The sequence below is a fragment of the Thermococcus profundus genome (genome assembly GCF_002214585.1).
In the GTDB taxonomy this organism is placed as follows: domain Archaea; phylum Methanobacteriota_B; class Thermococci; order Thermococcales; family Thermococcaceae; genus Thermococcus; species Thermococcus profundus.
Genome location: NZ_CP014862.1, coordinates 82,120 through 104,654 on the forward strand (window position 1 = coordinate 82,120; position 22,535 = coordinate 104,654).

At 52.3% G+C, this 22,535-nt stretch carries 24 protein-coding genes; 15 read left to right on the plus strand and 9 right to left on the minus strand.

What is annotated here, in order from left to right; genetic code table 11:
- Window positions 1-127 precede the first annotated feature (127 nt).
- From serK to A3L09_RS00470, 3 genes are all read left to right on the plus strand, one after another.
- A complete protein-coding gene (gene serK / locus A3L09_RS00460) occupies window positions 128-856 on the plus strand; it encodes an L-serine kinase SerK (protein ID WP_088857104.1) in 729 nt (242 codons plus the stop codon).
- Between the two features lie 58 nt (window positions 857-914).
- Entirely contained in the window at window positions 915-2,891 is a 1,977-nt protein-coding gene (locus A3L09_RS00465; protein ID WP_157727164.1) for a hypothetical protein, read from the plus strand.
- A 180-nt stretch (window positions 2,892-3,071) separates the two neighbouring features.
- Window positions 3,072-3,533 (plus strand): DUF835 domain-containing protein, encoded by a 462-nt coding sequence (locus A3L09_RS00470; RefSeq protein ID WP_232473547.1) that lies wholly within the window; start codon window positions 3,072-3,074, stop codon window positions 3,531-3,533.
- On the opposite strand, the gene A3L09_RS00475 is transcribed toward A3L09_RS00470, so the two are convergent.
- Window positions 3,472-3,819, minus strand: a complete 348-nt coding sequence (locus A3L09_RS00475) for a hypothetical protein (protein ID WP_088857107.1) — start codon at window positions 3,817-3,819, stop codon at window positions 3,472-3,474. The two genes, A3L09_RS00470 and A3L09_RS00475, sit on opposite strands and share 62 nt — an antisense overlap.
- 117 nt (window positions 3,820-3,936) lie before the next feature.
- Between A3L09_RS00475 and A3L09_RS00480 the strand changes: the two genes are divergently transcribed.
- From A3L09_RS00480 to pyrE, 3 genes are all read left to right on the plus strand, one after another.
- Window positions 3,937-5,298 carry an NfeD family protein gene (locus A3L09_RS00480; protein ID WP_088857108.1) on the plus strand — a complete coding sequence of 454 codons (1,362 nt, stop codon included), beginning with the start codon at window positions 3,937-3,939 and terminating at the stop codon, window positions 5,296-5,298.
- Between the two features lie 3 nt (window positions 5,299-5,301).
- Complete coding sequence (locus A3L09_RS00485) at window positions 5,302-6,108, plus strand: slipin family protein (protein WP_088857109.1); 807 nt, start codon at window positions 5,302-5,304, stop codon at window positions 6,106-6,108.
- A gap of 76 nt (window positions 6,109-6,184) precedes the next feature.
- Window positions 6,185-6,748, plus strand: coding sequence for an orotate phosphoribosyltransferase (gene pyrE, locus A3L09_RS00490; protein ID WP_088857110.1), 564 nt, complete (start codon window positions 6,185-6,187; stop codon window positions 6,746-6,748).
- Here the strand turns inward: pyrE and A3L09_RS00495 are convergent.
- Together A3L09_RS00495 and A3L09_RS00500 are read right to left on the minus strand one after the other, a co-directional pair.
- Complete coding sequence (locus tag A3L09_RS00495; protein WP_088857111.1) at window positions 6,723-7,559, minus strand: MinD/ParA family ATP-binding protein; 837 nt, start codon at window positions 7,557-7,559, stop codon at window positions 6,723-6,725. The genes pyrE and A3L09_RS00495 overlap by 26 nt on opposite strands.
- A 63-nt stretch (window positions 7,560-7,622) precedes the next feature.
- Complete coding sequence (locus tag A3L09_RS00500; RefSeq protein WP_088857112.1) at window positions 7,623-7,838, minus strand: helix-turn-helix transcriptional regulator; 216 nt, start codon at window positions 7,836-7,838, stop codon at window positions 7,623-7,625.
- Window positions 7,839-7,949: 111 nt separating this feature from the next.
- Here A3L09_RS00500 and rlmD point away from each other — a divergent pair, with 111 nt between their 5' ends.
- Together rlmD and lrpA are read left to right on the plus strand one after the other, a co-directional pair.
- Window positions 7,950-9,215, plus strand: a complete 1,266-nt coding sequence (gene rlmD / locus A3L09_RS00505; RefSeq protein ID WP_088857113.1) for a 23S rRNA (uracil(1939)-C(5))-methyltransferase RlmD — start codon at window positions 7,950-7,952, stop codon at window positions 9,213-9,215.
- A 60-nt stretch (window positions 9,216-9,275) separates the two neighbouring features.
- Window positions 9,276-9,701 carry an HTH-type transcriptional regulator LrpA gene (lrpA, locus tag A3L09_RS00510; RefSeq protein ID WP_088857114.1) on the plus strand — a complete coding sequence of 142 codons (426 nt, stop codon included), beginning with the start codon at window positions 9,276-9,278 and terminating at the stop codon, window positions 9,699-9,701.
- Here the strand turns inward: lrpA and A3L09_RS00515 are convergent.
- From A3L09_RS00515 to A3L09_RS00525, 3 genes are read right to left on the minus strand one after another with little or no spacing between them, the layout of a single operon-like run.
- Complete coding sequence (locus tag A3L09_RS00515; RefSeq protein ID WP_088857115.1) at window positions 9,694-10,311, minus strand: ATP-binding cassette domain-containing protein; 618 nt, start codon at window positions 10,309-10,311, stop codon at window positions 9,694-9,696. The genes lrpA and A3L09_RS00515 overlap by 8 nt on opposite strands.
- Window positions 10,296-11,354 carry an ABC transporter permease gene (locus A3L09_RS00520; protein WP_157727165.1) on the minus strand — a complete coding sequence of 353 codons (1,059 nt, stop codon included), beginning with the start codon at window positions 11,352-11,354 and terminating at the stop codon, window positions 10,296-10,298. The genes A3L09_RS00515 and A3L09_RS00520 overlap by 16 nt, the downstream gene beginning before the upstream one ends.
- Window positions 11,355-11,392: 38 nt before the next feature.
- Entirely contained in the window at window positions 11,393-12,511 is a 1,119-nt protein-coding gene (locus A3L09_RS00525) for a hypothetical protein (RefSeq protein ID WP_088857117.1), read from the minus strand.
- 121 nt (window positions 12,512-12,632) lie between these two features.
- Here A3L09_RS00525 and A3L09_RS00530 point away from each other — a divergent pair, with 121 nt between their 5' ends.
- The gene (locus A3L09_RS00530) at window positions 12,633-13,841 is read left to right on the plus strand and encodes a hypothetical protein (protein ID WP_088857118.1); all 1,209 of its coding nucleotides are present in this window, start codon (window positions 12,633-12,635) and stop codon (window positions 13,839-13,841) included.
- Between the two features lie 66 nt (window positions 13,842-13,907).
- Here A3L09_RS00530 and A3L09_RS00535 read toward each other — a convergent pair whose 3' ends face one another.
- Genes A3L09_RS00535 through A3L09_RS00545 form a run of 3 tightly spaced genes read right to left on the minus strand, consistent with a single transcriptional unit; the run spans window position 13,908 to window position 17,740 of the window.
- Complete coding sequence (locus A3L09_RS00535) at window positions 13,908-16,208, minus strand: TRAP transporter permease (RefSeq protein WP_198362277.1); 2,301 nt, start codon at window positions 16,206-16,208, stop codon at window positions 13,908-13,910.
- A gap of 1 nt (window position 16,209) precedes the next feature.
- Window positions 16,210-16,668: a DUF1850 domain-containing protein gene (locus A3L09_RS00540; protein ID WP_394335184.1), complete on the minus strand. Its 459-nt coding sequence runs from the start codon at window positions 16,666-16,668 to the stop codon at window positions 16,210-16,212.
- Window positions 16,669-16,672: 4 nt separating this feature from the next.
- A complete protein-coding gene (locus A3L09_RS00545; protein WP_088857121.1) occupies window positions 16,673-17,740 on the minus strand; it encodes a TAXI family TRAP transporter solute-binding subunit in 1,068 nt (355 codons plus the stop codon).
- A 308-nt stretch (window positions 17,741-18,048) separates the two neighbouring features.
- On the opposite strand from A3L09_RS00545, the gene hxlAB reads away from it, so the two are divergent.
- The 6 genes from hxlAB to A3L09_RS00575 all read left to right on the plus strand — a co-directional run bounded on the left by hxlAB (window position 18,049) and on the right by A3L09_RS00575 (window position 22,535).
- Entirely contained in the window at window positions 18,049-19,269 is a 1,221-nt protein-coding gene (gene hxlAB / locus A3L09_RS00550) for a bifunctional 3-hexulose-6-phosphate synthase/6-phospho-3-hexuloisomerase (RefSeq protein WP_088857122.1), read from the plus strand.
- A gap of 57 nt (window positions 19,270-19,326) precedes the next feature.
- A complete protein-coding gene (locus A3L09_RS00555; RefSeq protein ID WP_088857123.1) occupies window positions 19,327-20,028 on the plus strand; it encodes a 2,3-bisphosphoglycerate-dependent phosphoglycerate mutase in 702 nt (233 codons plus the stop codon).
- Window positions 20,029-20,121: 93 nt separating this feature from the next.
- Window positions 20,122-20,916, plus strand: coding sequence for a hypothetical protein (locus tag A3L09_RS00560; protein ID WP_232473548.1), 795 nt, complete (start codon window positions 20,122-20,124; stop codon window positions 20,914-20,916).
- On the plus strand, window positions 20,882-21,541 hold the full coding sequence (locus A3L09_RS00565; protein ID WP_232473549.1) for a TIGR02253 family HAD-type hydrolase: 660 nt from the start codon (window positions 20,882-20,884) through the stop codon (window positions 21,539-21,541). The genes A3L09_RS00560 and A3L09_RS00565 overlap by 35 nt, the downstream gene beginning before the upstream one ends.
- Entirely contained in the window at window positions 21,538-21,729 is a 192-nt protein-coding gene (locus A3L09_RS00570) for a hypothetical protein (protein ID WP_088857126.1), read from the plus strand. Before A3L09_RS00565 ends, A3L09_RS00570 begins: the two co-directional genes overlap by 4 nt.
- Entirely contained in the window at window positions 21,726-22,535 is an 810-nt protein-coding gene (locus A3L09_RS00575; RefSeq protein WP_088857127.1) for a glutamate cyclase domain-containing protein, read from the plus strand. Before A3L09_RS00570 ends, A3L09_RS00575 begins: the two co-directional genes overlap by 4 nt.

Genomic DNA, 22,535 nt, shown 5'->3' on the forward strand with positions numbered 1-22,535 from the left:
TAACATTTACCAAAATGCCCAAACAAGGACGTTAATGTTGCCAAATGAACGCATGTCCTCGATGGAAAGTCTTTTATCCCCTCGTTTCGATATCCGTCTGCAGGTTTAAGGTTGCGGAGGGTTAAAGATGGGAGTCGAAAAGGTTCCGAAGTACGACATACCCACGAAGAAGGTTGATTACGTTTTTATCGAGCTCGACAAGATGAAGCCTCACGAGCAGCTCGTTCAGAAGGAGCTTGAAGCTTTTATCGAGAGCGTTACCGGCTCCGGGATCTTCTGGAAGCCTATGCTCCTCGCGAAGGTTCCGGGAGAGGACACCTACCTCATAGTTGACGGCCACCACCGCTGGGCCGGCCTTCAGAAGCTCGGCGCCAAGAGGGCTCCATCAGTTATTCTCGACTACTTCAGCGACGATGTGAAAGTTTACACCTGGTATCCTGCGTTCAAGGGCGACCTCAACGAGGTCATCGAGAGGCTCAGGAAAGAAGGCCTCGAGGTCATCGAGGATCCAGAGGCCGAGGAGAAGGCCGAGAGGGGTGAGATAGCCTTCGCACTCGTCGGCGAGAAGAGCTTCGCCATACCCGGCGGCCTCGACGAGCAGAAGAAGGTCAGCAAGGTCCTCGACGAAATGAGCGTTGAAGGCAGGATTGAGCTCATCTACTACGGTCTCAAGGAAGATGCTAGAGAGGACATGGGCAAGGGCGAGATCGACTACGTCTTCATCAGGAAGGCCCCGACCAAGGAAGAAGTTATGGAGCTCGTCAAGCGCGGAGAGGTTTACTCTCCAAAGACCACGAGACACGTCCTCCCGTTCAACCCGGACAAGATCGACGTGAAGCTCGAGGAGCTGTTTTAATTCCAGTATTCTTCTTGTTTTTTAGAAACTTTTATCTTGTACTGTCATGAGCAGTTCAATGGAGGCAATGTCCATGAGTATATCTTGGGTTGCTTCTACTACGAATATACTTTGGATTGTAAGTGATTTGGAACAGTACAAGGCTTGGTTAAGCAAGTTTCATGGGATAAACCTAGAGAACAATCAAAGTCTTGCTGACAATATTTTTCTTGGATATAAGTTCTTTTTTGATGTAGGATTTAGAGCTCTTATCGAAGACTTGGACTCTTATCCTTGGTTCAATGGAAACGATGAAATTTTCATGAGAGCTTGGACCCGAGGTGTTTATTTAGATGAAATCCCTAACAGCTCGGAATATGTTGTTTTTCTTAAAAACTTGTGGTATAAGAACTTAGAAAAGGTGCTATTGGCCAAAAATTGGGAATCTCTTGAGAAAAGGTTAAAATACTTCCGAAAAAACGTCCTGTCGAGATTTTTTAAAGTGCTTGAATGTTGTATAACACCGAAGTCTCCATTTACTCGGGACCAACTATACCGTTTGTGGGCTATGGACGATGCTCTTGTTAGATATGTAGATTCCCAAATGGGTCATCCCAAAGCATACATTGATATTCTGATCCCAACTACAAGTAAATATTACAGGAATAACAAAAATTACTTGGTCTCAGTTTTTCAAGGCTATGTTTATACCCTCCAATATTTGTGGTATTCAATACTCGATAAGGAACAATTTCTGAGGATTCCACATCTAAATGAAATGCATATTGCAGATAAAGTGTTTGGAAAGGAAGTATTAAGAGAATTAGGTGGATGGCTACCAGAAGAGGAGTTTAAAATAAGGCAGACTGAATTTGAGCGTTATATAAAATGGAAAAGCCTAGATCGTTTTTTTGGAATTTTGAATATGCATCTTGTTAGGAAGCTTGAAAAAGAGTACGGGATCCGAATTAGTCCCTCTAATGGAGAGATATTTGAACTGCATTGTAAATGTAACCCCCGAGAGATCCTTAAAAAGTTCTATTCCACACCATTCCCTGAGCCCAATTTCATGAGTCTTAGCAATAATCCAGATAAAACTATGAACTATGAAGATTGGAAGAAGTATTTAAATGTAAAATTTCTATGGTATCCCTTGGATGTTCTTAGCTCTGGAGCTGGTGGTACATTTAATGGAGCAGCTGCGCTTATATACCTTCTTTCAGGTATTTGTGAATTTAAGAAAGAGCATGGGATTAAGGATCCTACTCGAGTCCTACGAATAAAACACAGAGAATATTTTGAAGATAAATTGATTGGTCATAGGATATCATACGCTCTCTTGGTAGAGGCCTTCGGAGAACTTTACTCTCATCCCGGCTGGATTGTTTTTTATGACGTGGGGACTGATTTTTCAGGTACAGGAGGTTCTTGGTATTATTCTGTAGAAGAGGTAATTAAGAAGTATCATCAAATGCTGAAAATCGACGAAATTATTGTGCCTGAAATGATTTTTAGAAAGTATCTAGTTGATGAATCGATACGTGAAGTTTCAAAGGAGCATCTTCAAATAGAAGAACTGAAAAAGAAGGTCTTAAGTTGTGAAAATCTGCTTAAAGGAACAGAAGAAGCCCTATCTGTATGCAGAGGATTACTCCCGGAGCTCATTGTCTATCTTCTAATAAATTCTGAGGAACTACCCATCAAAACTCTGAAAAACGTAAAATGGCGCGCTAAGGTCCGAGGAGAAGAAATAGACGTATTGGCAATCGATGAGATAGGGAGACCCCATGTTTTTGAATGTAAGTTTGATGTCCACAAAGAAGAGTTTGAGTCGATAGTACAACAGTTAGAGAGAAAAAAGATGGCTATAAGAGATGCATACAAAAAACTGCCTGTTCTCTATTTGATCTTTCTTTTCAACAAAAACAATTATGATTTAACACCCCTCACTAAACATGACATCAATGTTATAACATTGGAGAGAGAGCTTAGAAAGTATTTAGGCATTGGAACTATTGATAAGCTGTTGAATATGAACAAAACATCCCTTGATTGAAATATCTGGTAACAACTTATTTTAATCCCATCTTTCCTACTCTTAATGCCCGATGACGATGGATCAACCGGCTGAGCCGTGATGACCAGTCCAGGAATCCGAGGGCTGCATATGCACCTACATAACCACTTACAAAAAAGGTACTTATATTCGCTCACCGTCGGTTCTTACGGTGGAAGCATGACCCCAGTCAAGGCGATACTCTCAATGCTGGCCCAAGCTCAGTTTGAGACCTCAGGCTCACCGAGTTCCCCCACCCCCCACTTTGGGTACTTCAACATAGTGGGCTCCCGGGAGGCCGTTCCAGAGAGGGACGCCCTTTTGATTACGAGGCCGGGCGAGAGAGACCCTCCGGGTTGGGACGTCATTCTGGTGAGCACCGTCCCCGGCTTCATCGGCCCCCGGGAGCTCCCGAAGCTCCTTCACGAGATACTGGAGAGGCTCAGGGAGAATCCCAACAAAGCTGTAGTCCTGGAGTGCCCCGAGTACCTGGCAGTCTACAACGGGTTCGAGAGCTTTCTGAAGTTCCTCCACACGCTCAGGGATTACATCCTCATGAGCGGGGGAAGGCTCTATTTGATCACCGACCCCGCCTCCTGGGACGAGCGTCAGTTCGCCCTCCTGAAGAGGATCGAAGGTTAATCCACCTATCGAGCCTGACGGGATTCCTTCTGATCTCCCTCAGCGTGAGAACGTAGAGGTTTCTCCCATCCACAGAGCGCTTTATCCTAACCTCCCCTTTCTCCTCCAGGAGGTGGAGGGCGTCCTTCACAAAACCCGGCTTGAGGCCCAGCTCTCTAACCTTCTCCCAGAACGGTTCGGCGAGGGAATGCTTAGATGCTACTCGAACCAGCTCCCTGGCCAGCTCCAGTTTTCGGTCACCCCTGGCCACGGCGTATGCCTTCGAGAGAGCCTTTAAGTTCCCCACGACCCGGCACCGTTAACAGTTGGCACAGGGTATATAAAACGATTTTCCGGACGGTGCAAACTTAAATAGTGCAAACCTTTTAAACTCTTAGGAGTATACAGGGTACAGGCGGTAAGAATGGGAAAGGTTAAGGGCCCCCTCATCCTCCTAGTCATGCTTCTCCTGCTGGCATCTTCTTCCCTGGTCTCAGCCGGCGGAAGCGAGAAAAAGGTCTACGTGGCCAAGTTCGAGGGAGTTATAACGAGCTATTCCGCCGACCAGTTCTCCAGGTACATAGACGCCGCGGAGAGGGGAAACGCAGAGGCCCTCATAATAGAGATCGACACCCCAGGAGGAAGCGGGGAGGCTATGCAGGAGATAATCCAGAGGATAAAGGAATCCACCGTTCCGGTTATCATCTACGTCTATCCCCCAGGAGCGATAGCAGCCTCAGCCGGAACCTACATCGCCCTCGGATCCCATCTTGTAGCGATGGCCCCATCGACCAGCATCGGCGCCTGCGAACCCATCATGGGCTACTCAGCCAACGGAAGCATAGTAAAGGCTCCGGAGAAGATCCGGAACTTCTACATTGCATACATCAAGAGCCTCGCCGAAGCCAGCGGGAGGAACATGACCGCGGCAGAGAAGTTCATAACGGAGGATCTCAGCCTGACGCCGGAGGAGGCCATGAAGGCCCACGTCATCGAAATTACTGCCTACGACGTTAACGATCTCCTCAAAAAGGCGAACGGGATGAAGACCAAGATCCCGGTCAAGGGAAGGGGCTACGTTACTCTCAACTTCACGGACGTTAAGATCGTGACGCTCGAGCCGTCCTTCAAGGACGAGGTGGTGCGCTACATCTCGGATCCGACCGTAGCGTACGTTCTCATAAACATAGGAATCCTCGGCCTCATATTCGGCTTCCTAACGCCGGGATGGCACGTTCCGGAAACAGTCGGGGCGATACTCCTAGTGCTCGGCCTCATAGGTCTCGGCTACTTCGGCTACAACGCGGCAGGCTTGATTCTGGTATTCCTCTCGATAATATTCTTCATAGCGGAGGCTCTGACTCCAACTTTCGGCCTCTTCACGGTGGCGGGGGTTGTAACGATGGTCATAGGGGGAATCCTGCTCTTCGGGGGCGGCAACGAGTACCTCATTCAGACCTCAACTTTCTCGACCCTAAGGATCATCATAATAGTCATCACGCTCCTTCTCGGCCTGTTCTTCGCCTTCGGAGTTGCTGCGGTCGTGAGGGACAGAAGAAGAAAAGCCCAAACCGGAAAAGAGGAGATGATAGGCGAGGTCGGGAAGGTGGTTCAGGAGCTCAATCCCGAGGGAATGATAAAGATCAGGGGCGAACTCTGGAAGGCCGAGAGCAAAACCCGGGAACCGATAAAGGTCGGGGAAAACGTCCGGGTCGTTGGAATGAGGGGATTGACTCTCATAGTCGTAAAGGAGGGGGCCAGCCCCGATGAAGGAAAGGAGGTGTGATGTATGGCAGGCATAGGAACGATTGTTTTGGGAATAGTTTTGCTTTTTGTTTTGACGATTCTGGCAAGCGCGATAAAGATAGTGAAGGAATATGAAAGGGCAGTGATCTTCAGGCTCGGTAGGGTAGTTGGAGCAAGGGGGCCGGGACTGTTCTTCATCATACCTATCTTCGAAAAGGCGTACATAGTTGACCTGCGCACCCGCGTCCTCGACGTTCCGGTTCAGGAGACCATAACGAAAGATAACGTTCCGGTCAAGGTGAACGCGGTAGTGTACTTCCGCGTAGTCGATCCAGTCAAGGCCGTTACGCAGGTGGCCAACTACATAATGGCGACCAGCCAGATAGCACAGACAACGCTGAGGAGCGTTATAGGTCAGGCCCACCTCGATGAGCTCCTGAGCGAAAGGGAGAAGCTCAACATGGAGCTTCAGAAGATCATCGACGAGGCAACCGATCCCTGGGGAATTAAAGTCTCTACCGTCGAGATAAAGGACGTTGAACTGCCAGCTGGAATGCAGAGGGCGATGGCTAAGCAGGCCGAGGCCGAGCGTGAGAGGAGGGCGAGGATAACGCTGGCAGAGGCAGAGAGACAGGCGGCAGAGAAGCTTAGAGAGGCCGCTGAGATCATCAGCGAGCACCCAATGGCCCTCCAGCTTAGAACCCTTCAGACAATAAGCGACGTGGCCAGCGACAAGAGCAACGTTATCGTCCTGCCGCTCCCGATGGAGATGCTCAAGCTCTTCAAGAGCTTTGCAGAGGCGGGAGAAGCCGTTAAAAAGCTCACCAAAGAGAAAGGGGCCTCCGAGTGAGGCCGCTACTTTTTTAAACTCTTTTCTGTCAATCTGAGCTGTCAGATTTGGAATGATTTAAACGGGTGTGTTGATCATGGACGAGAGGGAGGCGCTCATAGAGAAGATGTTCAAGGCAGGGGCCGTTCTCTTTGGGCACTTCGTCCTGGCCTCCGGGAAGGAGAGCAGTTATTACATCAACGTCAAGAGGGTAATAACCCATCCAGAGGCCTTAAGGCTGATAGCGAGGCTAATGGCAAAAAAGGCCATGGAGATGGGGATAGAGTTCAGCAGGGTAGCCGGTCCCGAACTCGGTGCCGTTCCAATAGCGACGGCGCTCTCGCTTGAAACCAACAGATCCCTCGTCGTAGTGCGAAAAAAACCCAAGGGATACGGGACGAACAGCCAGATTGAAGGGGAAGTGGAGGAAGGTGATAAAATCCTCCTCGTGGAGGACGTCACAACAACCGGGGGGAGTGTTTTAAAGGCCGCAGAAGTCCTGGAATCGCTGGGAGCGGAGATAGCGGGGATAGCAGTGGTCGTTGACCGTGAAGAGGGGGCAGAGGAGAGAATAACGTCGAAAGGCTACAAATTCCTTCCAATACTCCGGGTTTCGGAGCTCCTGGCCAAGAAACCTACTCCCAGTGGAGATAGGGATTGAGAAACTCCCTGACCGTCCGGAAGAGAGACTGAAAAAAGCCCTCTTGCTTTTCTACTTTCCGCCCAAACATCCACTTTACGAGGTTCTCGCCTGCCTCCTGGATGTCGACAGAGGCCCTGCACTTTGGGTATGCCTCAACGACGGGCAATCCCTCGTTCAGGGCCATTGGGACCCTCTCGTCGAGGGCAACCACGCCAAGAACGGGAACCCCGATGGACCCTTCAACTAGCTCGATAACACCACCAATCTCGGCCCTAGCCTCCCTGACCTTGTTGAGTATCACGCCGACTTTAAGACCGAACTCGTCCCCTATGGCCTTCAGCTTGACGACCTCGTTCTCTATCATCCTCTCGACGGAGTATATGGGTGACCGTTCAAGCTCGACTATTATGAGCTGGTAATCAACAAGGTTGAACGTCGAGAGGGTATCGAAGGGTATTCCAACTGGGGAATCCACTATGATGATATCGTACCGCTTTTTGAACTCCCAGACCACCCTCGCCAGCTGGCGGTGATCCAAGTTGAGAACATCGTAGAGGTTAGGACTGCCAGGGACGATGTAGACTCCAGTCCGCTCATCATGGTAGACGGCTTTGAACGGGTTAAGGGAGGGATCCTTCAGAACATCGTGGAGGCTTATTCTAGGAAGGTACAGCCCAAAATGGAAGCCCAGCTTGGGAAGGTAGAGGTCACCGTCAACGGTCAGAACGTCCCTCTGAAGGCGCTTCCTAAAATAGACGGCTAGGTTAGAGGTCATGGTGGTCTTTCCAGCGCCCCCTCTACCTGTAATGACAATGCCGGGCGTTCGCATCCCCCCGGGTTCTGATTTAAACTCCGAAGAAATGATACCGCACGGGCAAAATAAAATTGGCGATCAAACGAAATCCTCAAGGGTCTTGGCCTTCACCATGATGTGGGCTTTCTCGGTCCCGTAGAACACCTCAACCAGACCGTCTGACTCAAGGGCTTTAACAGTCGAGAGCAGCGTTGGCATAGGGGTATCAAGCTCAGAACTCAAGTGCTGAAGTGCCACCGCCTTCTTTTTAGTCGCCAAGACTTTGTACACAAAATCCTTGCTCCTTCCGAACATCGGGAGAGCACCAAAGGGAGTACGTACTCAACATAAATAAACTTTATTGACCAAAAATCGTCACCGTGACGATGGCAATAGTTTATAAACTTTTCCCGTCAAAAAGGGCCGATGTCTGTGGAAGGAAGGGTGGAAAAACTCGACGAGAACGGGCTCGGAGTCTTAAAAGCCGGTAGAAAAAAGGTGCTGGTGCCGTTCACGGCCCCGGGGGACAGGGTTAGGGTGAAGAAAACACGCAGAAAGAAGCGGAAAATAATAGCCGAAGAATTCGAGGTACTCGAGGCCAGCCCGATAAGGGGAAGCCCCAAGTGCCAATATTTCGGCCGCTGCGGCGGCTGTCTCCTTCAGCACCTGCCCTACGAAGAACAGATTAAGTTCAAGGAGTCAAAACTAGAGGCAATACTTGGTTTAGAGATCGATGTGGCTCCATCTCCAAGGATATTCGGGCATAGAAATCGCATAGATGTTGTCATTTCGACAAGAGGTATTGGGTTTAGGAGATACGGAACGTGGTGGGACGCCGTTGATATCGATGAATGCCCAGTCTTCGGCCAGTCCTCCGGCAGGGTTCTCAAATCCCTCAGGGAGTTCATAGAGGACAAAAAGCCGAGCCTCTACGAGATAAGGAAAAACCAGGGGTTCCTGAGGTACATCGTGATGAGGGAGGGCAAGTTCACGGGGGAGCTTATGGTGAACCTCGTGACCTCCGAGGGTGAGCTTCCCCAGGACTTCCCGGAGTACTTCGACTACGCTGACTCTATCTACTGGAGCGTTAACAGAACCCCAAGCGACGTCTCCTATGGGGATGTGGAGAGGTTCTGGAAGTCGGAGTTCATAAGAGAACGGCTGGACGACGTTATATACTTAATCCACCCGAACAGCTTCTTCCAGACCAACAGTTATCAAGCGGTAAACCTGGTGAAGGCCGTCGCAAGGCTGGTGGAGGGAGAGAGAGTTCTCGACCTCTACGCTGGCGTCGGAACGTTTGGGATTTATCTTGCAAAGAGGGGCTTCAAAGTGGAGGGGATTGAAATAAACCCCTTCGCCGTTGAGATGGCACAGAGAAACGCGGAACTGAACGGGGTGGAGGCTGAATTCCGCATGGGGGCTGATAAGGATGTTGAGTCCCTGAAGGGGTACGACACAGTGGTTATAGACCCGCCCCGGGCAGGTCTCCACCCCAAACTCGTGAGGGGACTTCTCCGCGATGGTCCGGAGAACATTGTCTACGTGTCCTGCAACCCCAAGACCCTCGCCAGGGATCTTGGTGAACTCAAAAAGGCCTACTCAGTGGAGTCCGCAGTGGGGTTTGACATGTTCCCCCATACACCTCACGTGGAGGTTGTAGTTGAATTAAAACGTCAACAATCCCTTTGAAGAACCGCTAAGTTAATAAATCATAACACCATAGTTCGAGATTAGTTGGAGGTGAGTGAATTGCTTGATGAAAGGGACAGGATCATAATTGAAATGCTGACCAAGGATGCCAGGACGCCTTTCACTGAGATAGCGAAGGTTCTGGGCATAAGCGAGACCGCAGTCAGAAAGCGCGTGAGGGCCCTGGAGGAATCCGGGGTTATAAAGCAGTACACCATCCTCATAGATCCGTCCAAGCTCGGATACAACCTCGTGAGCCTCACAGGGGTGGACACCCTCCCCGAGAAGATATTCGAGGTCGCGAGCAAGCTGAAGGAGTTCGAGTTCGTAAGGAACGTCTACCTGACCAGCGGCGACCACATGATAATGGCAGAGGTATGGGCCAAGAACGGGGAGGACCTCTCCGACATAATCTCGAACAAAATCGGCAAGATCGATGGCGTTACCAAGGTCTGCCCCGCGATAATACTCGAGAGGCTCAAGTGAGCCCCGAGCAGCTTTCTTCTTTTAAATTTCCGTCCACTATACGGAACGTTCTATCGCAGAGGGGACACATGATCTCGGGGAAGTGTGTAACGGCTATCACCGTCCTGCCCTCTTCCTTGAACTTTCGAAGGAGGCCAATGAACTGAACCCTGGATTCATAATCGAGGGAAACCAGGGGCTCATCAAGCAGTAGCAGGTCGGGGTCGCCCAAGAGGGTGCACACTATCTCGGCCTTTCTCACGTTGCCGTGGGACAGCTCCTCAACGGGCTTGTCAAGGTACTCCTTGAGTCCCAGGGCCTCAATGAGATCCAGATCGACATTTCTAACCCCGAGTATTCTCCCAAAGACGTCGAGGTTCTCCCTCACCGTGAGCTTGGGGTAAAGGGCAGGCCTCTGGCCGAGTATCCCGACTGTCCTTGCGTTCACCATGACCTCCCCGGAGTACTCAACGAGCCCGGCTATGGCGTTGAGGAGGGTTGTCTTCCCTGTTCCGTTCTTGCCGACTATGCAGAGAAACTCCCCCCTCTTCACGCGAAGGTTGATCCCCCTGAGAACTGGAACGCCGCCGTAGGATTTCGTGAGCCCTCTGACTATCACAGCGTACTCCATTCCTTAACCCTCCTGTAGAGCAGGACGTTGATGAGGGCCAAGAGGACTATGGTGAGAACCAGATAACCCAGATAGTCCCAGAAAAGGCCCGGGTTAACTTTCCGAAACATAAACGCCCTCAGAAGGACCCCTGAATAGTATGTCGGAAGCAGGTGGTCCAGCCTTTGAAACGCGGAAGGAAAGAATCCAGCCGGATACAGCAAACCGGACATGAGAGCCAGAAAACCGGCAGTTATCTGGAGAAGCGATTTTGAGTGTCCCTCGAAGCGGAAGGCAAAGACAAAACACAGGCCGATTAGGGAGAGATAAAGGGTAGTCAGGAGGAGGACCAGAAGAACCCACCAGCTAAGCCCCACGTCACTTCCAGCGTAGTCGTAGACGAGCTTGGCCATGCCAGCTTGAACGAGGATTATTCCCTCCCCCACAAGGACCTTCGCAGTGAAGTTGAGGGGGAGCGAGGAGTAGAGTTTCAGCCTGGGCAGAACACCACGCTCCTCTATCGCGGTGCTCGGGATGAGCTCCATACCCACTAGAACCGAGAGCATAACGAGAACCCCTGGAAAGAAGAACTCGGGAAGGGATGCGTGCCTGTTAAGGGGGCGCGCCTCTATTTGGGTGGCCCCCATCCTTATCCTGAGTATTTCCAAGAGGTTCTCGGAAATGGCCGCGACGGGCGTCATAGAATCATCGTAGTAGACCACGTAGCTCGCGTTTGTGAAGTCCCTGTAGTTTTTTATCTCGATGACCACGTAGTACTCCTCCCTCTGGAGCTTCCTGACAGCCGAGTCCACGGAGGGCTCGAGGTTAGGGGAAGAAAAAGTCCTGGCTATCGCCATTATGGCGTTCACCTGGGCCTGGCTGAGGTTTTTATCGTCTATGACCACGGCAATGGGGGTATCAGTTGGAATGGCCTCCTGGTAGGTTGTAAAAACAAGGCCAAAGAAGAGGGGGAGTCCGAATATCATGAAGAGAAGGGCCTTTCTCTTTGATGTGAGCTTTATCTCCTTGAGTATAAGGGGAAACAGCTTTGACACCAGGACCACCTTCAGAGGGAAAAGAAGAAATGGAATAAAAAGCTAACTCAGCCTTCTATGGTCATGTTGTTCAGTTGCTCTTGTATTCGCTTTTGAGCCTCTTGGGCTATCTGGTTAGCCTCCGCCCGCTGGGTGGAGGTGTATCCCCCGTACCCAGTGGCTACCTCTAGTACATCCTCGATCTCCTTCTTGGTAACCGTCAGCTCCTGAACCACGTACTTGCCGTCCGCCTTGATCTTGATCTTCCCGATGATGCCCCGAAGCTTTTCAACGAGGGCTTTCTCCCTCGGATTCATATCACCCAACTGACCGAGGGACAGGGTGGTGTTGGCGAGGGTTAAGAGAGCATCGGCGTTCTTAACGATGTTTTTGGCAGAAGCCTCGTCGACGGCCTTGAGAACGGTCTTTACGGTGTACTCATCCCCGCTTATCTTGAGCTTGAAGGAGCCGTAATCGACTTTGCCGATGACACTGAGGATCTGGGCCTCCTCACTGCTGGAGGGCTTGATGTCACCAAGGTGACCCGTGAGGTAATCCACGTCGTAGACCAGCACGAGGTTGCCCGAGCCGACCTTGTCAACCACGTCCTTGTACTTCTCGGCCCACTTGCCTTTTCCGTTCTTGAGGTCTATGATGTCTTCAACGAGGGTGAGGCTTGATCCCATAACAACGTAGTCCTTGCCTATTGCCATGGAGAATTCATCGTCGTAGTATATGGTGGCGTCCTTGTAGGTCGTTCTCTTAACCTCGCTCTCGGAAGTCAGGTTCTCCACCTTCTTCTTTATCTCAGACGTATCGAAGTTCCCCTCAACGTATACGGCGACTTTTGGGCTTTCGTAATCGGATTTGGGAATGCTCGTAACGGAGAACACAACCCTCGAAACGTCCTCTGGATCGATACCCAAGTCCTCCTTCAGATCGGACCTCATCTCAACGTAAGCGTCGTAGACGGACTTACCTTCCTCATAGGGGGTCTCCTTCATCAGATCCTTCAGGTCGCTCAGCGTTGAGGCGTCAAAAACCCCGGCCACCACGGCGTCCTCTGGGACGAGCTTGAGCCAGTCTGCCCCTCCGGAGGACTGAGTGCATCCGCTTATCGAAACGGTGCCAAGAACTACTACAAACACCATAAGTAGTGCAAAGAGCCTTGTACCCTTTACGCCCATCTTACTCACCTCTGTTCTAACGCAGCATTTCAAACATTGTATCTGATAATGACCACTATTTATATTTTTCCCCGGCCGCAAGGTTATTATTCCTTCCCCACAAACATCGGTAGGTGATAGGATGAAAGTTGGAGTGGTCTTTGGTGTTAGCGAGCTGGCCGATCCTTCGGCCTTCGAAAAGAAAGCCTCGGATTTTCTAACTGCCCTCGCAAGGGAGTTTGAAATCATGGGGGGAGTCTTCGTATCGAAAAAGGCAGACTTCAAGGGGATAAAGGAAGAGGTAGACTTCAACGAGGCAGACGTCCTCCTCATCTACCCCCTAACGGGTGGCACCGAGAACGGCCTAAAAGAGTTCGCAGTTTACAGAAAGCCCGTTGTGATCTACGGGGATCCGTTCAACAACTCGATAGCGGCGGGCATAGAGCTCAGGGAGTACTTCAGGGAGCGCCTCCTTCCGGCAGTGCTCGTCAACAGCATGGAAGAGCTGAAGGCGGCCCTGCTGGGCTATGAAGACATGATGGAGATCTTCGAGAAGTTTTTGAGGGTGAGGCTCGGTCTCATAGGCAGGGTCTCGCCCTGGTTGATCAACGAGCGCTTTGAACTCCCCTACGTCCACATAAGCCTCAAGAAGTTCTACGAGTACTACGGTGGGGTAACCGAGGAAGAAGGATGGAAGGCCGTCGAGGACGTAGTTTCAAGGGCCAAGGAGATAAGGGAGCCAGACAGGAAAGAGCTCACAAAGGCCGGGAAAGTCTACGTGGCCCTGAAGAGAATCGTTGAGGACTACAAGCTGGACGGCTTCACGATAGGGTGCTTCGACCTCATAGGGAAGATAAACACGACCCCCTGCCTCGCCCTGGCCATGTTCAACGCGGAAGGAATTCCCGCCGCGTGCGAGGGCGAGCTGAACTCTCTTCTCGGCATGGTCATAGCGAGGCGCTTTTTCAACAAGCCTGCTTTCATGGGAAACATAGCGGACTACGGGGAAGATTACGTTATCCTCGCCCACTGCACTGCACCGTTAATAGGACGCTACATCCTCAGAACGCACTTCGAGAGCGGAACCGGCGTCGGTGTAGCCGTTGAACTGCCGAAGGGTAGAGCGAGCCTCCTTAAGATAAGGGGGAGGAAAGCCGTGGTGGCCGGCGTAGAAGTTGTGGGGATAGAGAAGAGCGAGCAACGGTGCAGGACACAGCTGAAGCTCCGTATCGAGGAAGCCGGCGACTTCATTGACGGAACGATAGGGAACCATCACCTCCTAATCTACGCGGACAGCGAGGAGCTGGCAGACTTGCTCAGCGAACTCGGGTTTGAGGTGATGCTCTACTGAGCCTTCTTGCTTTCCTTTTTATTAAAAAACCAAGAAGAGACCATCAGAAAACAAAAAAGAAAGAATTCAGGCCTTCTTCCCAAGGAGTTTTATGCCCAGCACTGAGGCAAGCCCTATGCCCACCGGGATTGGGTTCAGAGTAGCTGAGAGAATGCCCACCGTGGCGAGGAGCCCCCTGAGTTCTTTTCTTATATGAACGCCGAACCAGCCGGTCAGGCTTATGGCCAGGATGTACATCACGAGCAGTGTCGCCCCGAAGTCATAAGCCACGATCAGCACTGTCTTCGCAGTCCACTCATGCACGGTTATCAGGAACATCTCCGGGTGGGTGAAGTAGATGTACGGGCCTATGTATCCCGCCAAGGCGTACTTCACCGCGTTCATTGCGGTCTTCCAGAAGTCTCCGCCGGCCAGCGTTGAACCGGCGTAACTGGCCAGGGCCACCGGTGGGGTAACGTCCGCCAGTATTCCAAAGTAGAACACGAAGAAGTGGGCGGCTAAAAGCGCTATCGGTGTTCCAAAGCCCGGAACGGGGAGGTTGTATGGCTCCAAGTTTTGAACGGCGTTGTATATTGCCGGCGCCGCAACCAGGGAGGTTATGATGTAGTTGGCGGTCGTTGGAACACCCATTCCAAGGATCAGGCTAAAGATCATCGTCAGGATCAGGAGGAGCCACAGGTTGCCAGCTGTTAGGTCGACGAGACGGTAGCCGAGGCTGGTAACGAGGCCCGTCATTGTCAGAACACCCTGTATCAGTCCGGCGCTCGCGGCCGCCAGCATAACCGCCACGCTCGTCGTTCCAGCGTCTATCATCGACTGGTACGTGGCCTCGTACATCTTCCTTCCTCCCTCGCTCTTTGAGATGTAGCCGACGATGAGGGAGAACACTATGCCCATGACGCCGCTCATCAGGAGAATCTGCTCCTTTGACATGCCCAGGTACTTCGTGAGGGCCACGAACAGAATGAACAGGAGGCTTATGTAGAGCTTCTCGTTTAGCTCCGCAAACTCCGTTGCAAAGGCAATCCCCACGAGAACGGCCGCCATGAGGAAGAGCACCCCTGCCACTGGAGTGGACATGGACCTTCCCGTGAACATGAGGAGCGTTGTTAGGAGAACCACTGCAACGTAGAAGCCTTCATGACCCTTTATCTCGTCCTTCGATATCCAGGCAACCCAGATGGCCACACCGAGGGATGAAACAGCCGATACGTGGGGCGGAATTCCCCACACGAGGGCGACTGTGATGACCACTATAGGAAGCAGGATGTAGAGCTTCCTAACGAAGTAGCTCAGCGGGGCGAAGTGTTCAGTTGGCATACCCTTGAGGCCGAGCCTCTTGGTCTCAAGGTCTATGAAGAGGTAAACCCCAGCGTAGTAAACCAAGGCTGGGATCACCGCCGCTATGATGAGCTTGTTGTAGGGAACGCCGAGAAGCTCGGCCATGATGAACGCCGCGGCACCCATGATTGGCGGCATGAGCTGGCCGCCGGTTGAGGCAACGGGCTCGACTGCTCCAGCTATCTCAGGCGGATATCCAGCCTTCTTCATCAGGGGTATTGTGAACGTTCCAGTTGTAAGGACGTTGGCTACGCTCGAGCCGCTGACGGTTCCCATGAGTCCGCTGGATACAACGGCGGACTTTGCCGGGCCTCCGGGCCGTTTCCCGAAGAGCGTTATCATGAACTCCGTTATGTAGTCGCTTATGCCTATCTTCAGCAGGAACGCCCCAAAGAACACGAAGGCAAAGACGTAAGCGGTCATAACGGAGAACGGGATCCCAAAGATGCCCTCCTCAAAGTAGAGCTGCTGCGTGAAGCGGATCCAGTCGAAGTTCAGATCCCTGATTCCGTAGATGAGGAAGACCAAGACGACCGTCGGGAGGACCCATCCTAGGACCCTCCTCGTGGCCTCAAGCACGAGGATTATCGCGAGAACACCGAAGATCACATCCTGCTGGTAGACGTCGGCAAACACAGAGTACCGAGGGTAAACGACGAAGAGGTAGAGTGAAGCAACAACTCCAAGGATGGCCAGGAGGTAATCATACACCGGCACCTTTTTGAAGCCCTTCTCGGTTTTCCTGAACGGATACAGCAGGTACGTCATCAGGAGTATCATCGCCAGCACGAACGCCTCGTTCTGTTTTGGCTGGAAGAAAGTTTTGAGTATCCCTATTTTTATGCCCATCCTAGCAAACATGTCGTAGAGGGTGTAGTTGAAGGTGAAGATAAAGAGAATCTCGTATATACCGATGAGGATTGCGGCGGTCTTAACCACAAGATCCAGCCATGGGGGGAGCTTTCGTGTGCGTTCTATAACAACCTTCTCCTTTTCCCCGGCACCCTCAACTCCAACTTCGCTCACTTTAACACCTCCCAACTATTTTCTGGATGAGGAAGCATCTTTCAACCCTGAAGCTGACCAGGGTATCACCGGCAGGCTTGAGGGCCAGTCTACCGTTCACGTATATCCTGGCCCTGTTAAGGGGGATGAACCAGAAATCAAGGCTTTTCCCAAGCGGGATGTTTATCTCCTTAAAATAAAATCCGTTCCTTATTGTTTGGAAGTCCTCGGGAAGGCCGGCACCAAAGTCCTTCCACCACATCTGCCTAGCGTATATCCCGCTGGAGTTCACCTCGAGAACTTCTATAACTTCACTCCTCTCAACACTGTGGATGTAATCTATCGTTACATTGAGATCGCCGAGGGGATAAACCCTCTCGGAACTGCCGTCGCTTATGCTCAGGCAGTAAGACGGGAACAGAAAACCCAGACCAGCAACGGCGAACAGAAAAAAGAAAAGAAACTTTCTCAACGGCCTCACCCGTTCACGGCTTAAGGTTGTCCGGTACGGTGATTCCCTTCTCCTCGTAGTACTTGATGGCCCCTGGGTGGAGCGGGATGCTCATACCGTCGAGGGCAGTGTCGAGGCTTATGTACTTGGTCTTGGCGTGTACTTTGTGGAGCTCGTCGAGGTTGTCGAAGAGTATCTTGGTCATCTTGTAAACGAGGTCGTCCGGAAGGTCGGCGCTGACGGCGAGCATCGCCTTAACGGCAACCGTCGGGGTGTCCTCCTTCATGCCGTTGTAGGTGTCCTTGGGGAGAACCTGCCTGACGTAGAATATGTAGCCCTGATCCTTGAGCTTGGCCAGGATATCGTCCGGAATTGGGAGAACCCTGACCGGAGTCTGAACGGCTATCTGGTTGACCGCAGGGGTCGGGGCTCCGGACACTATAACAGCGGCGTCGATCTGGCCGAGCTTGAGGCTCTGGGCGGCCTCACTGAACTTCTGGTTGATCTTGTCTATGCTGTCCCAGACGCCCGCAGCCTTGAGGATCTGCTCGGCGGCAACGGCAGTACCGCTTCCGGGGGCGCCTATGGCAACCCTCTTGCCCTTGAGATCCTGGAGGCTCTTGATGTCACTGTTCGCCCTCACAACGAACTGAACGGTCTCTGGGTAGAGGGCGGCAACGCCGCGGAGCTTCTTAACGGCCTTACCGTCAAACATGTATATGCCCTTGTACGCGTAATAGGCAACGTCGTTCTGGAGTATAACGGCCTGGGCTTTACCCTCTCCAATCGCCTTGGCGTTGGTGACGCTGGCCCCGCTCGTCACTGCCTTGGCGCTGACCCCGTTCTTATTCAGTATCTCGGCGTACTTGGACCCAAGCGGGAAGTAAACACCGCTCGTGCCTCCGGTGTATATGGTTATCGTTCCACTATAGGTGCCGGTTGAGCTGGAGCTGCTGGAAGTGCTCTTGGTGGTCTGGCCCCCACTAGTGGTGGTTGGTGGAGCCCCACTAGTGGACGTCTTTTCACCACCGCCGCCTATACAGCCCGCGGCCACGGCCGCAAACACCAACACAACTATCAAACCAACTGCAGTCCACTTCATTGTCTATACCCCCAAACATGTCGTCCGAACAACTAAACAGTACATTACAATCAAATTCTGTGAGTCAGGGCATTTATATACTTTACGTTTACCAACAGGTAAACCAAAAATCTTCCCCGTAATCCTCTGGTTTTCAAAAGAATATCGGCCATATTAAGTCCTAGTTTGGAGCGAACTTCGAACGTATGTAGAGAGAATGCCACGGACGTTAGTTTTTTGCCATTCTTGTGTCTAAACCAGCCCAAATTCCCAAACGTTTAAAAGAGAATTTGGCTACCCTTACCTGAAAAATCCCCGGAGGCAAGGGAATGATACTCCAGGTTGCACTTGATCTGACTGATATAGATCAGGCTCTTTCTATAGCCGAGAAGGCCGCACGCGGAGGGGCCCACTGGCTCGAAGTAGGGACACCGCTCATTAAAAAGGAGGGCATGCGCGCGGTCGAGCTCATGAAGCGCCGCTTCCCGGACAGGAAGATCGTCGCCGACCTAAAGACGATGGACACGGGCGCCCTCGAAGTCGAGATGGCCGCGAGGCACGGTGCGGACGTGGTCTCGATTCTCGGAGTTGCCGACGACAAAACCATACTGGACGCCGTCGAAGTGGCGAGGCGCTACGGCATAAGGGTCATGGTCGACCTCATAGGCGTCAAGGACAAAGTGAAGCGCGCCAAAGAGCTTGAGAGGATGGGAGTTCACTACATCCTCGTCCACACTGGAATAGACGAGCAGGTTCAGGGCAAGAGCCCGTTGGAGGATCTCGAAAAAGTTGTCAAAGCTGTAAAGGTTCCAGTGGCGGTAGCGGGCGGCCTCAACCTTGAAACGATACCCAAGGTTATAGAGCTCGGAGCCACGATAATCATAGTTGGCGGAGCCATAACCAAGGCCGAGAACCCGGAGAAGATAACGAGGCAGATCATAGACCTCTTCTGGGGAGAGTACATGATGACAATAAAGAAGGCCATGGTTGACATCCTCGACCACATAAAGGGCGTCGCAGAGGGACTCAAGCTGGAGCAGGTCCGCGGCTTCGTCGATGCCATGATAGGCGCCAACAAGATCTTCATCTACGGCGCCGGAAGGAGCGGTTTAGTTGGAAAAGCCTTCGCAATGAGGCTCATGCACCTCGACTTCAACGTCTACGTGGTTGGCGAGACAATAACACCAGCCTTCGAGCCGGGGGATCTGCTCGTAGCCATCAGCGGCTCAGGCGAGACGAAGAGCATCGTCGATGCGGCGCAGATAGCGAGGGCAGAAGGAGGCAAAGTGGTGGCGATAACCTCCTACGCCAACTCAACCCTCGGAAAGCTCGCCGATGTCGTCCTGGAGATCCCCGGAAGGACGAAGAGCGACGTCCCAACCGACTACATAGCCCGTCAGATGCTCACAAAGTACAAGTGGATAGCCCCGATGGGAACCCTCTTCGAGGACTCCACGATGATACTCCTAGACGGCATCATAGCACTCCTCATGGCCACCTTCCAGAAGACGGAGAAGGACATGAAGAGGAAGCACGCAACGCTGGAATGAGCAGTTAAACTCCAACGTTTTTAAACTCCCCCTCCATTTTTTTGTTCGGTGGAAAAAATGCCAGTGCTCGTTCTTCTTCGACACGGTGAGAGCCTCTGGAACAAGCTAAACCTTTTCACCGGCTGGGTTGACGTTCCTCTCAGCGAGAAGGGAATTAAAGAGGCGTTAAAAGCGGGAGAGCTCTTGAGAGGATTGAGATTTGACGTCATCTTCACTTCTGAGCTGGTAAGGGCCATCCAGACCGCGATGCTGGCGATGGCGGAGAGCGGGAGGGTCCCAGTGATACTCCACGAGGGCAGGATGGGTGAATGGGGGCGGATACACGGTGAGGACGGGAAGGACTTCATACCCGTAATCAAGAGCTGGCACCTCAACGAGCGCTACTACGGCGAGCTCCAGGGATGGAACAAGGACCGAGCAAGGGAAGTCTTTGGAGAGGAGCGGGTCTATCTCTGGAGGAGGAGCTACGACATCGCCCCACCGGGAGGGGAGAGCCTCAAGGACACTGCAGAGAGAACTGTGCCGTTCTTCAGGGAGAGGATCCTTCCGGCTCTAGAAGAGGGAAAGAACGTCCTCGTCTCCGCCCATGGGAACAGCCTCAGGTCAGTGGTGATGCACATAGAGGGGCTCACGAAGGAGGAAATCCTACGATTCAACATCCCCACAGGCGTGCCGCTCGTCTATGACTACGCCAATGGAGAGCTCGTAAGAAGGGGATACCTCACAGAAAAAGGCTACGACAAGGATTTGGGGATCTAAGAAAGAGTTGAGGAGGACTCCAAGTCATTCCATTTAAATCCCCTGCCAACACTGCCATGAAAGGTTTATTAAGAGATCCGCCCATCATAGACCTTGGGGACTAGAGTGATAGGGTTCACCCACGTTTTCGCTGGAATAGGCGGGGCCGGCTCCAACGTCGTGGATGGAATAACCTCCGACGTTGTTAAGGTCAGGATAAACCCCGGCCTGTACCTTCTGCGTACTGAAGCCTACACGACCAAAATGAGATCCTTCTTCTCGTCTTTACCAGAGAACTCTATCCTGTGGATCGTCACGGAGGACAAGCCGGTTAACGCCGAGATACTCAGGCTCATAGCCGAAAGCTCCCCCGAAGGCACGACCAGGCTCGCCTACGTATTCACGCCGTATAGAGAACTGGTAAAGGAAAAGAAACCCGAATGGGCGAGCTTGTTTGACACGGTGTTCTACGACTCCCTCTGGGAATTCCTCGACGAGAAAAAGCCCCTCAGCGAGGCGTACCGAGAAGCCTCTGGAGTAATAGCCAGGGCCCTTACAAGCCTGCACTTCAACCTCGAGGGGCAGATGCTCATAAACATCGACTACGCCGACTTCTTCGCGGTCGTCAAAGGAGGCAACGTCGGCATCCTCCGCCTCCTTAGGAAGGTGAACTTCGACTGGCACTGGGGCATCTGGGACAGGGGGATAGTGATGACGCTTGTCCGGGAGGACGTGGAACTCAAAGCGGCCCATTCGGTTCTCAAAAAGTTCCATGACCTCCTGAGGGAAAAGGACATAATCTGGGGAATGACCACCGAGAAGGGAACGCCTAACAGAATGGAGATCCTGGCACTGCTGGTGAAGAGATGGGGGGATGATGGCGGTGCGGGTGAAAGCGGTACTGTTTGACATAGACCACACGCTCCTGACGGAGATGCCACTAATCCAGCTCTTCCTTCCCCAGGTCTACGAAAAACTGTCAAAGAGGCTGGGAATAAACAAGGAAGAAGCCAGAAAGCGCTTTCTGGACGAGATATTCACCAGGAGAGAAACCTACGAGTGGCACGACTGGAACTTCTTCTTCAGGCTCTTCGGGCTGGACATGAGGTACGAGGAAATATTGAAGAGGTATCCACACAAGCTCCGGGTTTATCCAGACACGATCCCCACACTGGAGTGGCTGAAGGGGATGGGAATAAAGCTTGGGGTGGTGACCAGCGGGCCGGAGTACCAGAGGCTGAAGCTCAAGCTGGCGGGACTGGATGGGTACTTCGACTCAATAGTCACCAGGGACGACGTCGGGGTGATAAAACCGGATCCAAAGATATTCATCCGGGCCCTTGAGGAGCTGGAAGTTAAGCCCGGTGAGGCCCTCATGGTGGGGGATTCCCTCTGGCAAGACGTATACGGGGGAAAGAACGTGGGGATGAAAACCGTCTGGATATCCCGCGATGGAGAAACCGATTTCCATATGGCGGATTTCAGGATAAGGACACTTCACGAGCTCAGAAAAATAGTGGTGGTGGTTGAATGAGCGGAAGGCCCATCTTCGAAGGAGAAGGCGTCTTCGTCAAGTATGAGGAGAAGAAGGTGAAGCTTGAAAACGGCCACGAGCTCACCCACAGGAGCGAAGAGCCAACGGAGCTCTGGTGGAGGCTCAAGGAAGCAGTGAAGGGCAAAAAAGTGAGAATCGTGGCGTATGAAGTGGAGGACGGGGAATGATAGCCCACCTGATAAACACGGACGTCGGGAAGAGGGGAGTTCTTCCCCTTTACCTCGATTATAGAAGGGAGAAATTCAGCTTCCTCCGGGATTCAGCAACCCTCTTCCTCGACAACCTTGACCGGGTTCTCATCGTGACGGGCTTTCCCATTCCCCCCGGAATGATCCCGGAAACAGACGGACCGCCTGGGGCTCTCGCAGTTGCCAAAGCGGTCCGCAGGCTAGGCGGAAAAGCCGAAATTTTAACCTATCCAGAGGTCAAAAAGGCCCTGGAACCATTCGGAGTGGAGTTCGCAGAAGATCCGGATCCATACAATTACTCGCTTATAATAGGCGTCGAAACGCCGGGGAGGGGCATCGACGGAAGGGCCCGCTCCATGAGCGGGAGAATCATAGAGAGGGAACTCTTCGACGGAATCTTCCTTGAGGCCCGGGAAGCCGGCGTCCCCACCATCGGGATAGGCGATGGGGGAAACGAGGCAGGGATGGGCAGGATCAGGGATCTCGTGAGCAGGCACATTCCCCTCGGCGAGAGGATAGCGAGTATGGTGGAAACGGATGAACTGGTTCTCTCCGCGGTCTCGAACTGGGGAGCCTACGGGCTCTTGGGCCAGGCGTCAATTGAAGTAGGAAAGGACCTGCTGGAAGGCTGGGACGAAAGGACTGTGGTAACGGCGATGACTGAGGCGGGGCTTATAGACGGGGTCACCAGGAGGGTCGAAGCGAGCGTCGATGGAATCTCGCTCAACCTTCACATCAGGATGGTTGAACTTTTAAAGGGAATCGTGAGTGAGGCGATAGGGTGA

Excerpts from the sequence above, each read along its gene's own strand:
- serK (WP_088857104.1), top strand. The coding sequence starts at position 128 with ATGGGAGTCGAAAAGGTTCCGAAGTACGACATACCCACGAAGAAGGTT.
- A3L09_RS00465 (WP_157727164.1), top strand. The coding sequence starts at position 915 with ATGGAGGCAATGTCCATGAGTATATCTTGGGTTGCTTCTACTACGAAT.
- A3L09_RS00470 (WP_232473547.1), top strand. The coding sequence starts at position 3,072 with ATGACCCCAGTCAAGGCGATACTCTCAATGCTGGCCCAAGCTCAGTTT.
- A3L09_RS00480 (WP_088857108.1), top strand. The coding sequence starts at position 3,937 with ATGGGAAAGGTTAAGGGCCCCCTCATCCTCCTAGTCATGCTTCTCCTG.
- A3L09_RS00485 (WP_088857109.1), top strand. The coding sequence starts at position 5,302 with ATGGCAGGCATAGGAACGATTGTTTTGGGAATAGTTTTGCTTTTTGTT.
- pyrE (WP_088857110.1), top strand. The coding sequence starts at position 6,185 with ATGGACGAGAGGGAGGCGCTCATAGAGAAGATGTTCAAGGCAGGGGCC.
- A3L09_RS00495 (WP_088857111.1), bottom strand. The coding sequence starts at position 7,559 with ATGCGAACGCCCGGCATTGTCATTACAGGTAGAGGGGGCGCTGGAAAG.
- A3L09_RS00500 (WP_088857112.1), bottom strand. The coding sequence starts at position 7,838 with ATGTTCGGAAGGAGCAAGGATTTTGTGTACAAAGTCTTGGCGACTAAA.
- rlmD (WP_088857113.1), top strand. The coding sequence starts at position 7,950 with ATGTCTGTGGAAGGAAGGGTGGAAAAACTCGACGAGAACGGGCTCGGA.
- A3L09_RS00515 (WP_088857115.1), bottom strand. The coding sequence starts at position 10,311 with ATGGAGTACGCTGTGATAGTCAGAGGGCTCACGAAATCCTACGGCGGC.
- A3L09_RS00525 (WP_088857117.1), bottom strand. The coding sequence starts at position 12,511 with ATGGGCGTAAAGGGTACAAGGCTCTTTGCACTACTTATGGTGTTTGTA.
- A3L09_RS00530 (WP_088857118.1), top strand. The coding sequence starts at position 12,633 with ATGAAAGTTGGAGTGGTCTTTGGTGTTAGCGAGCTGGCCGATCCTTCG.
- A3L09_RS00545 (WP_088857121.1), bottom strand. The coding sequence starts at position 17,740 with ATGAAGTGGACTGCAGTTGGTTTGATAGTTGTGTTGGTGTTTGCGGCC.
- hxlAB (WP_088857122.1), top strand. The coding sequence starts at position 18,049 with ATGATACTCCAGGTTGCACTTGATCTGACTGATATAGATCAGGCTCTT.
- A3L09_RS00555 (WP_088857123.1), top strand. The coding sequence starts at position 19,327 with ATGCCAGTGCTCGTTCTTCTTCGACACGGTGAGAGCCTCTGGAACAAG.
- A3L09_RS00565 (WP_232473549.1), top strand. The coding sequence starts at position 20,882 with ATGATGGCGGTGCGGGTGAAAGCGGTACTGTTTGACATAGACCACACG.
- A3L09_RS00570 (WP_088857126.1), top strand. The coding sequence starts at position 21,538 with ATGAGCGGAAGGCCCATCTTCGAAGGAGAAGGCGTCTTCGTCAAGTAT.
- A3L09_RS00575 (WP_088857127.1), top strand. The coding sequence starts at position 21,726 with ATGATAGCCCACCTGATAAACACGGACGTCGGGAAGAGGGGAGTTCTT.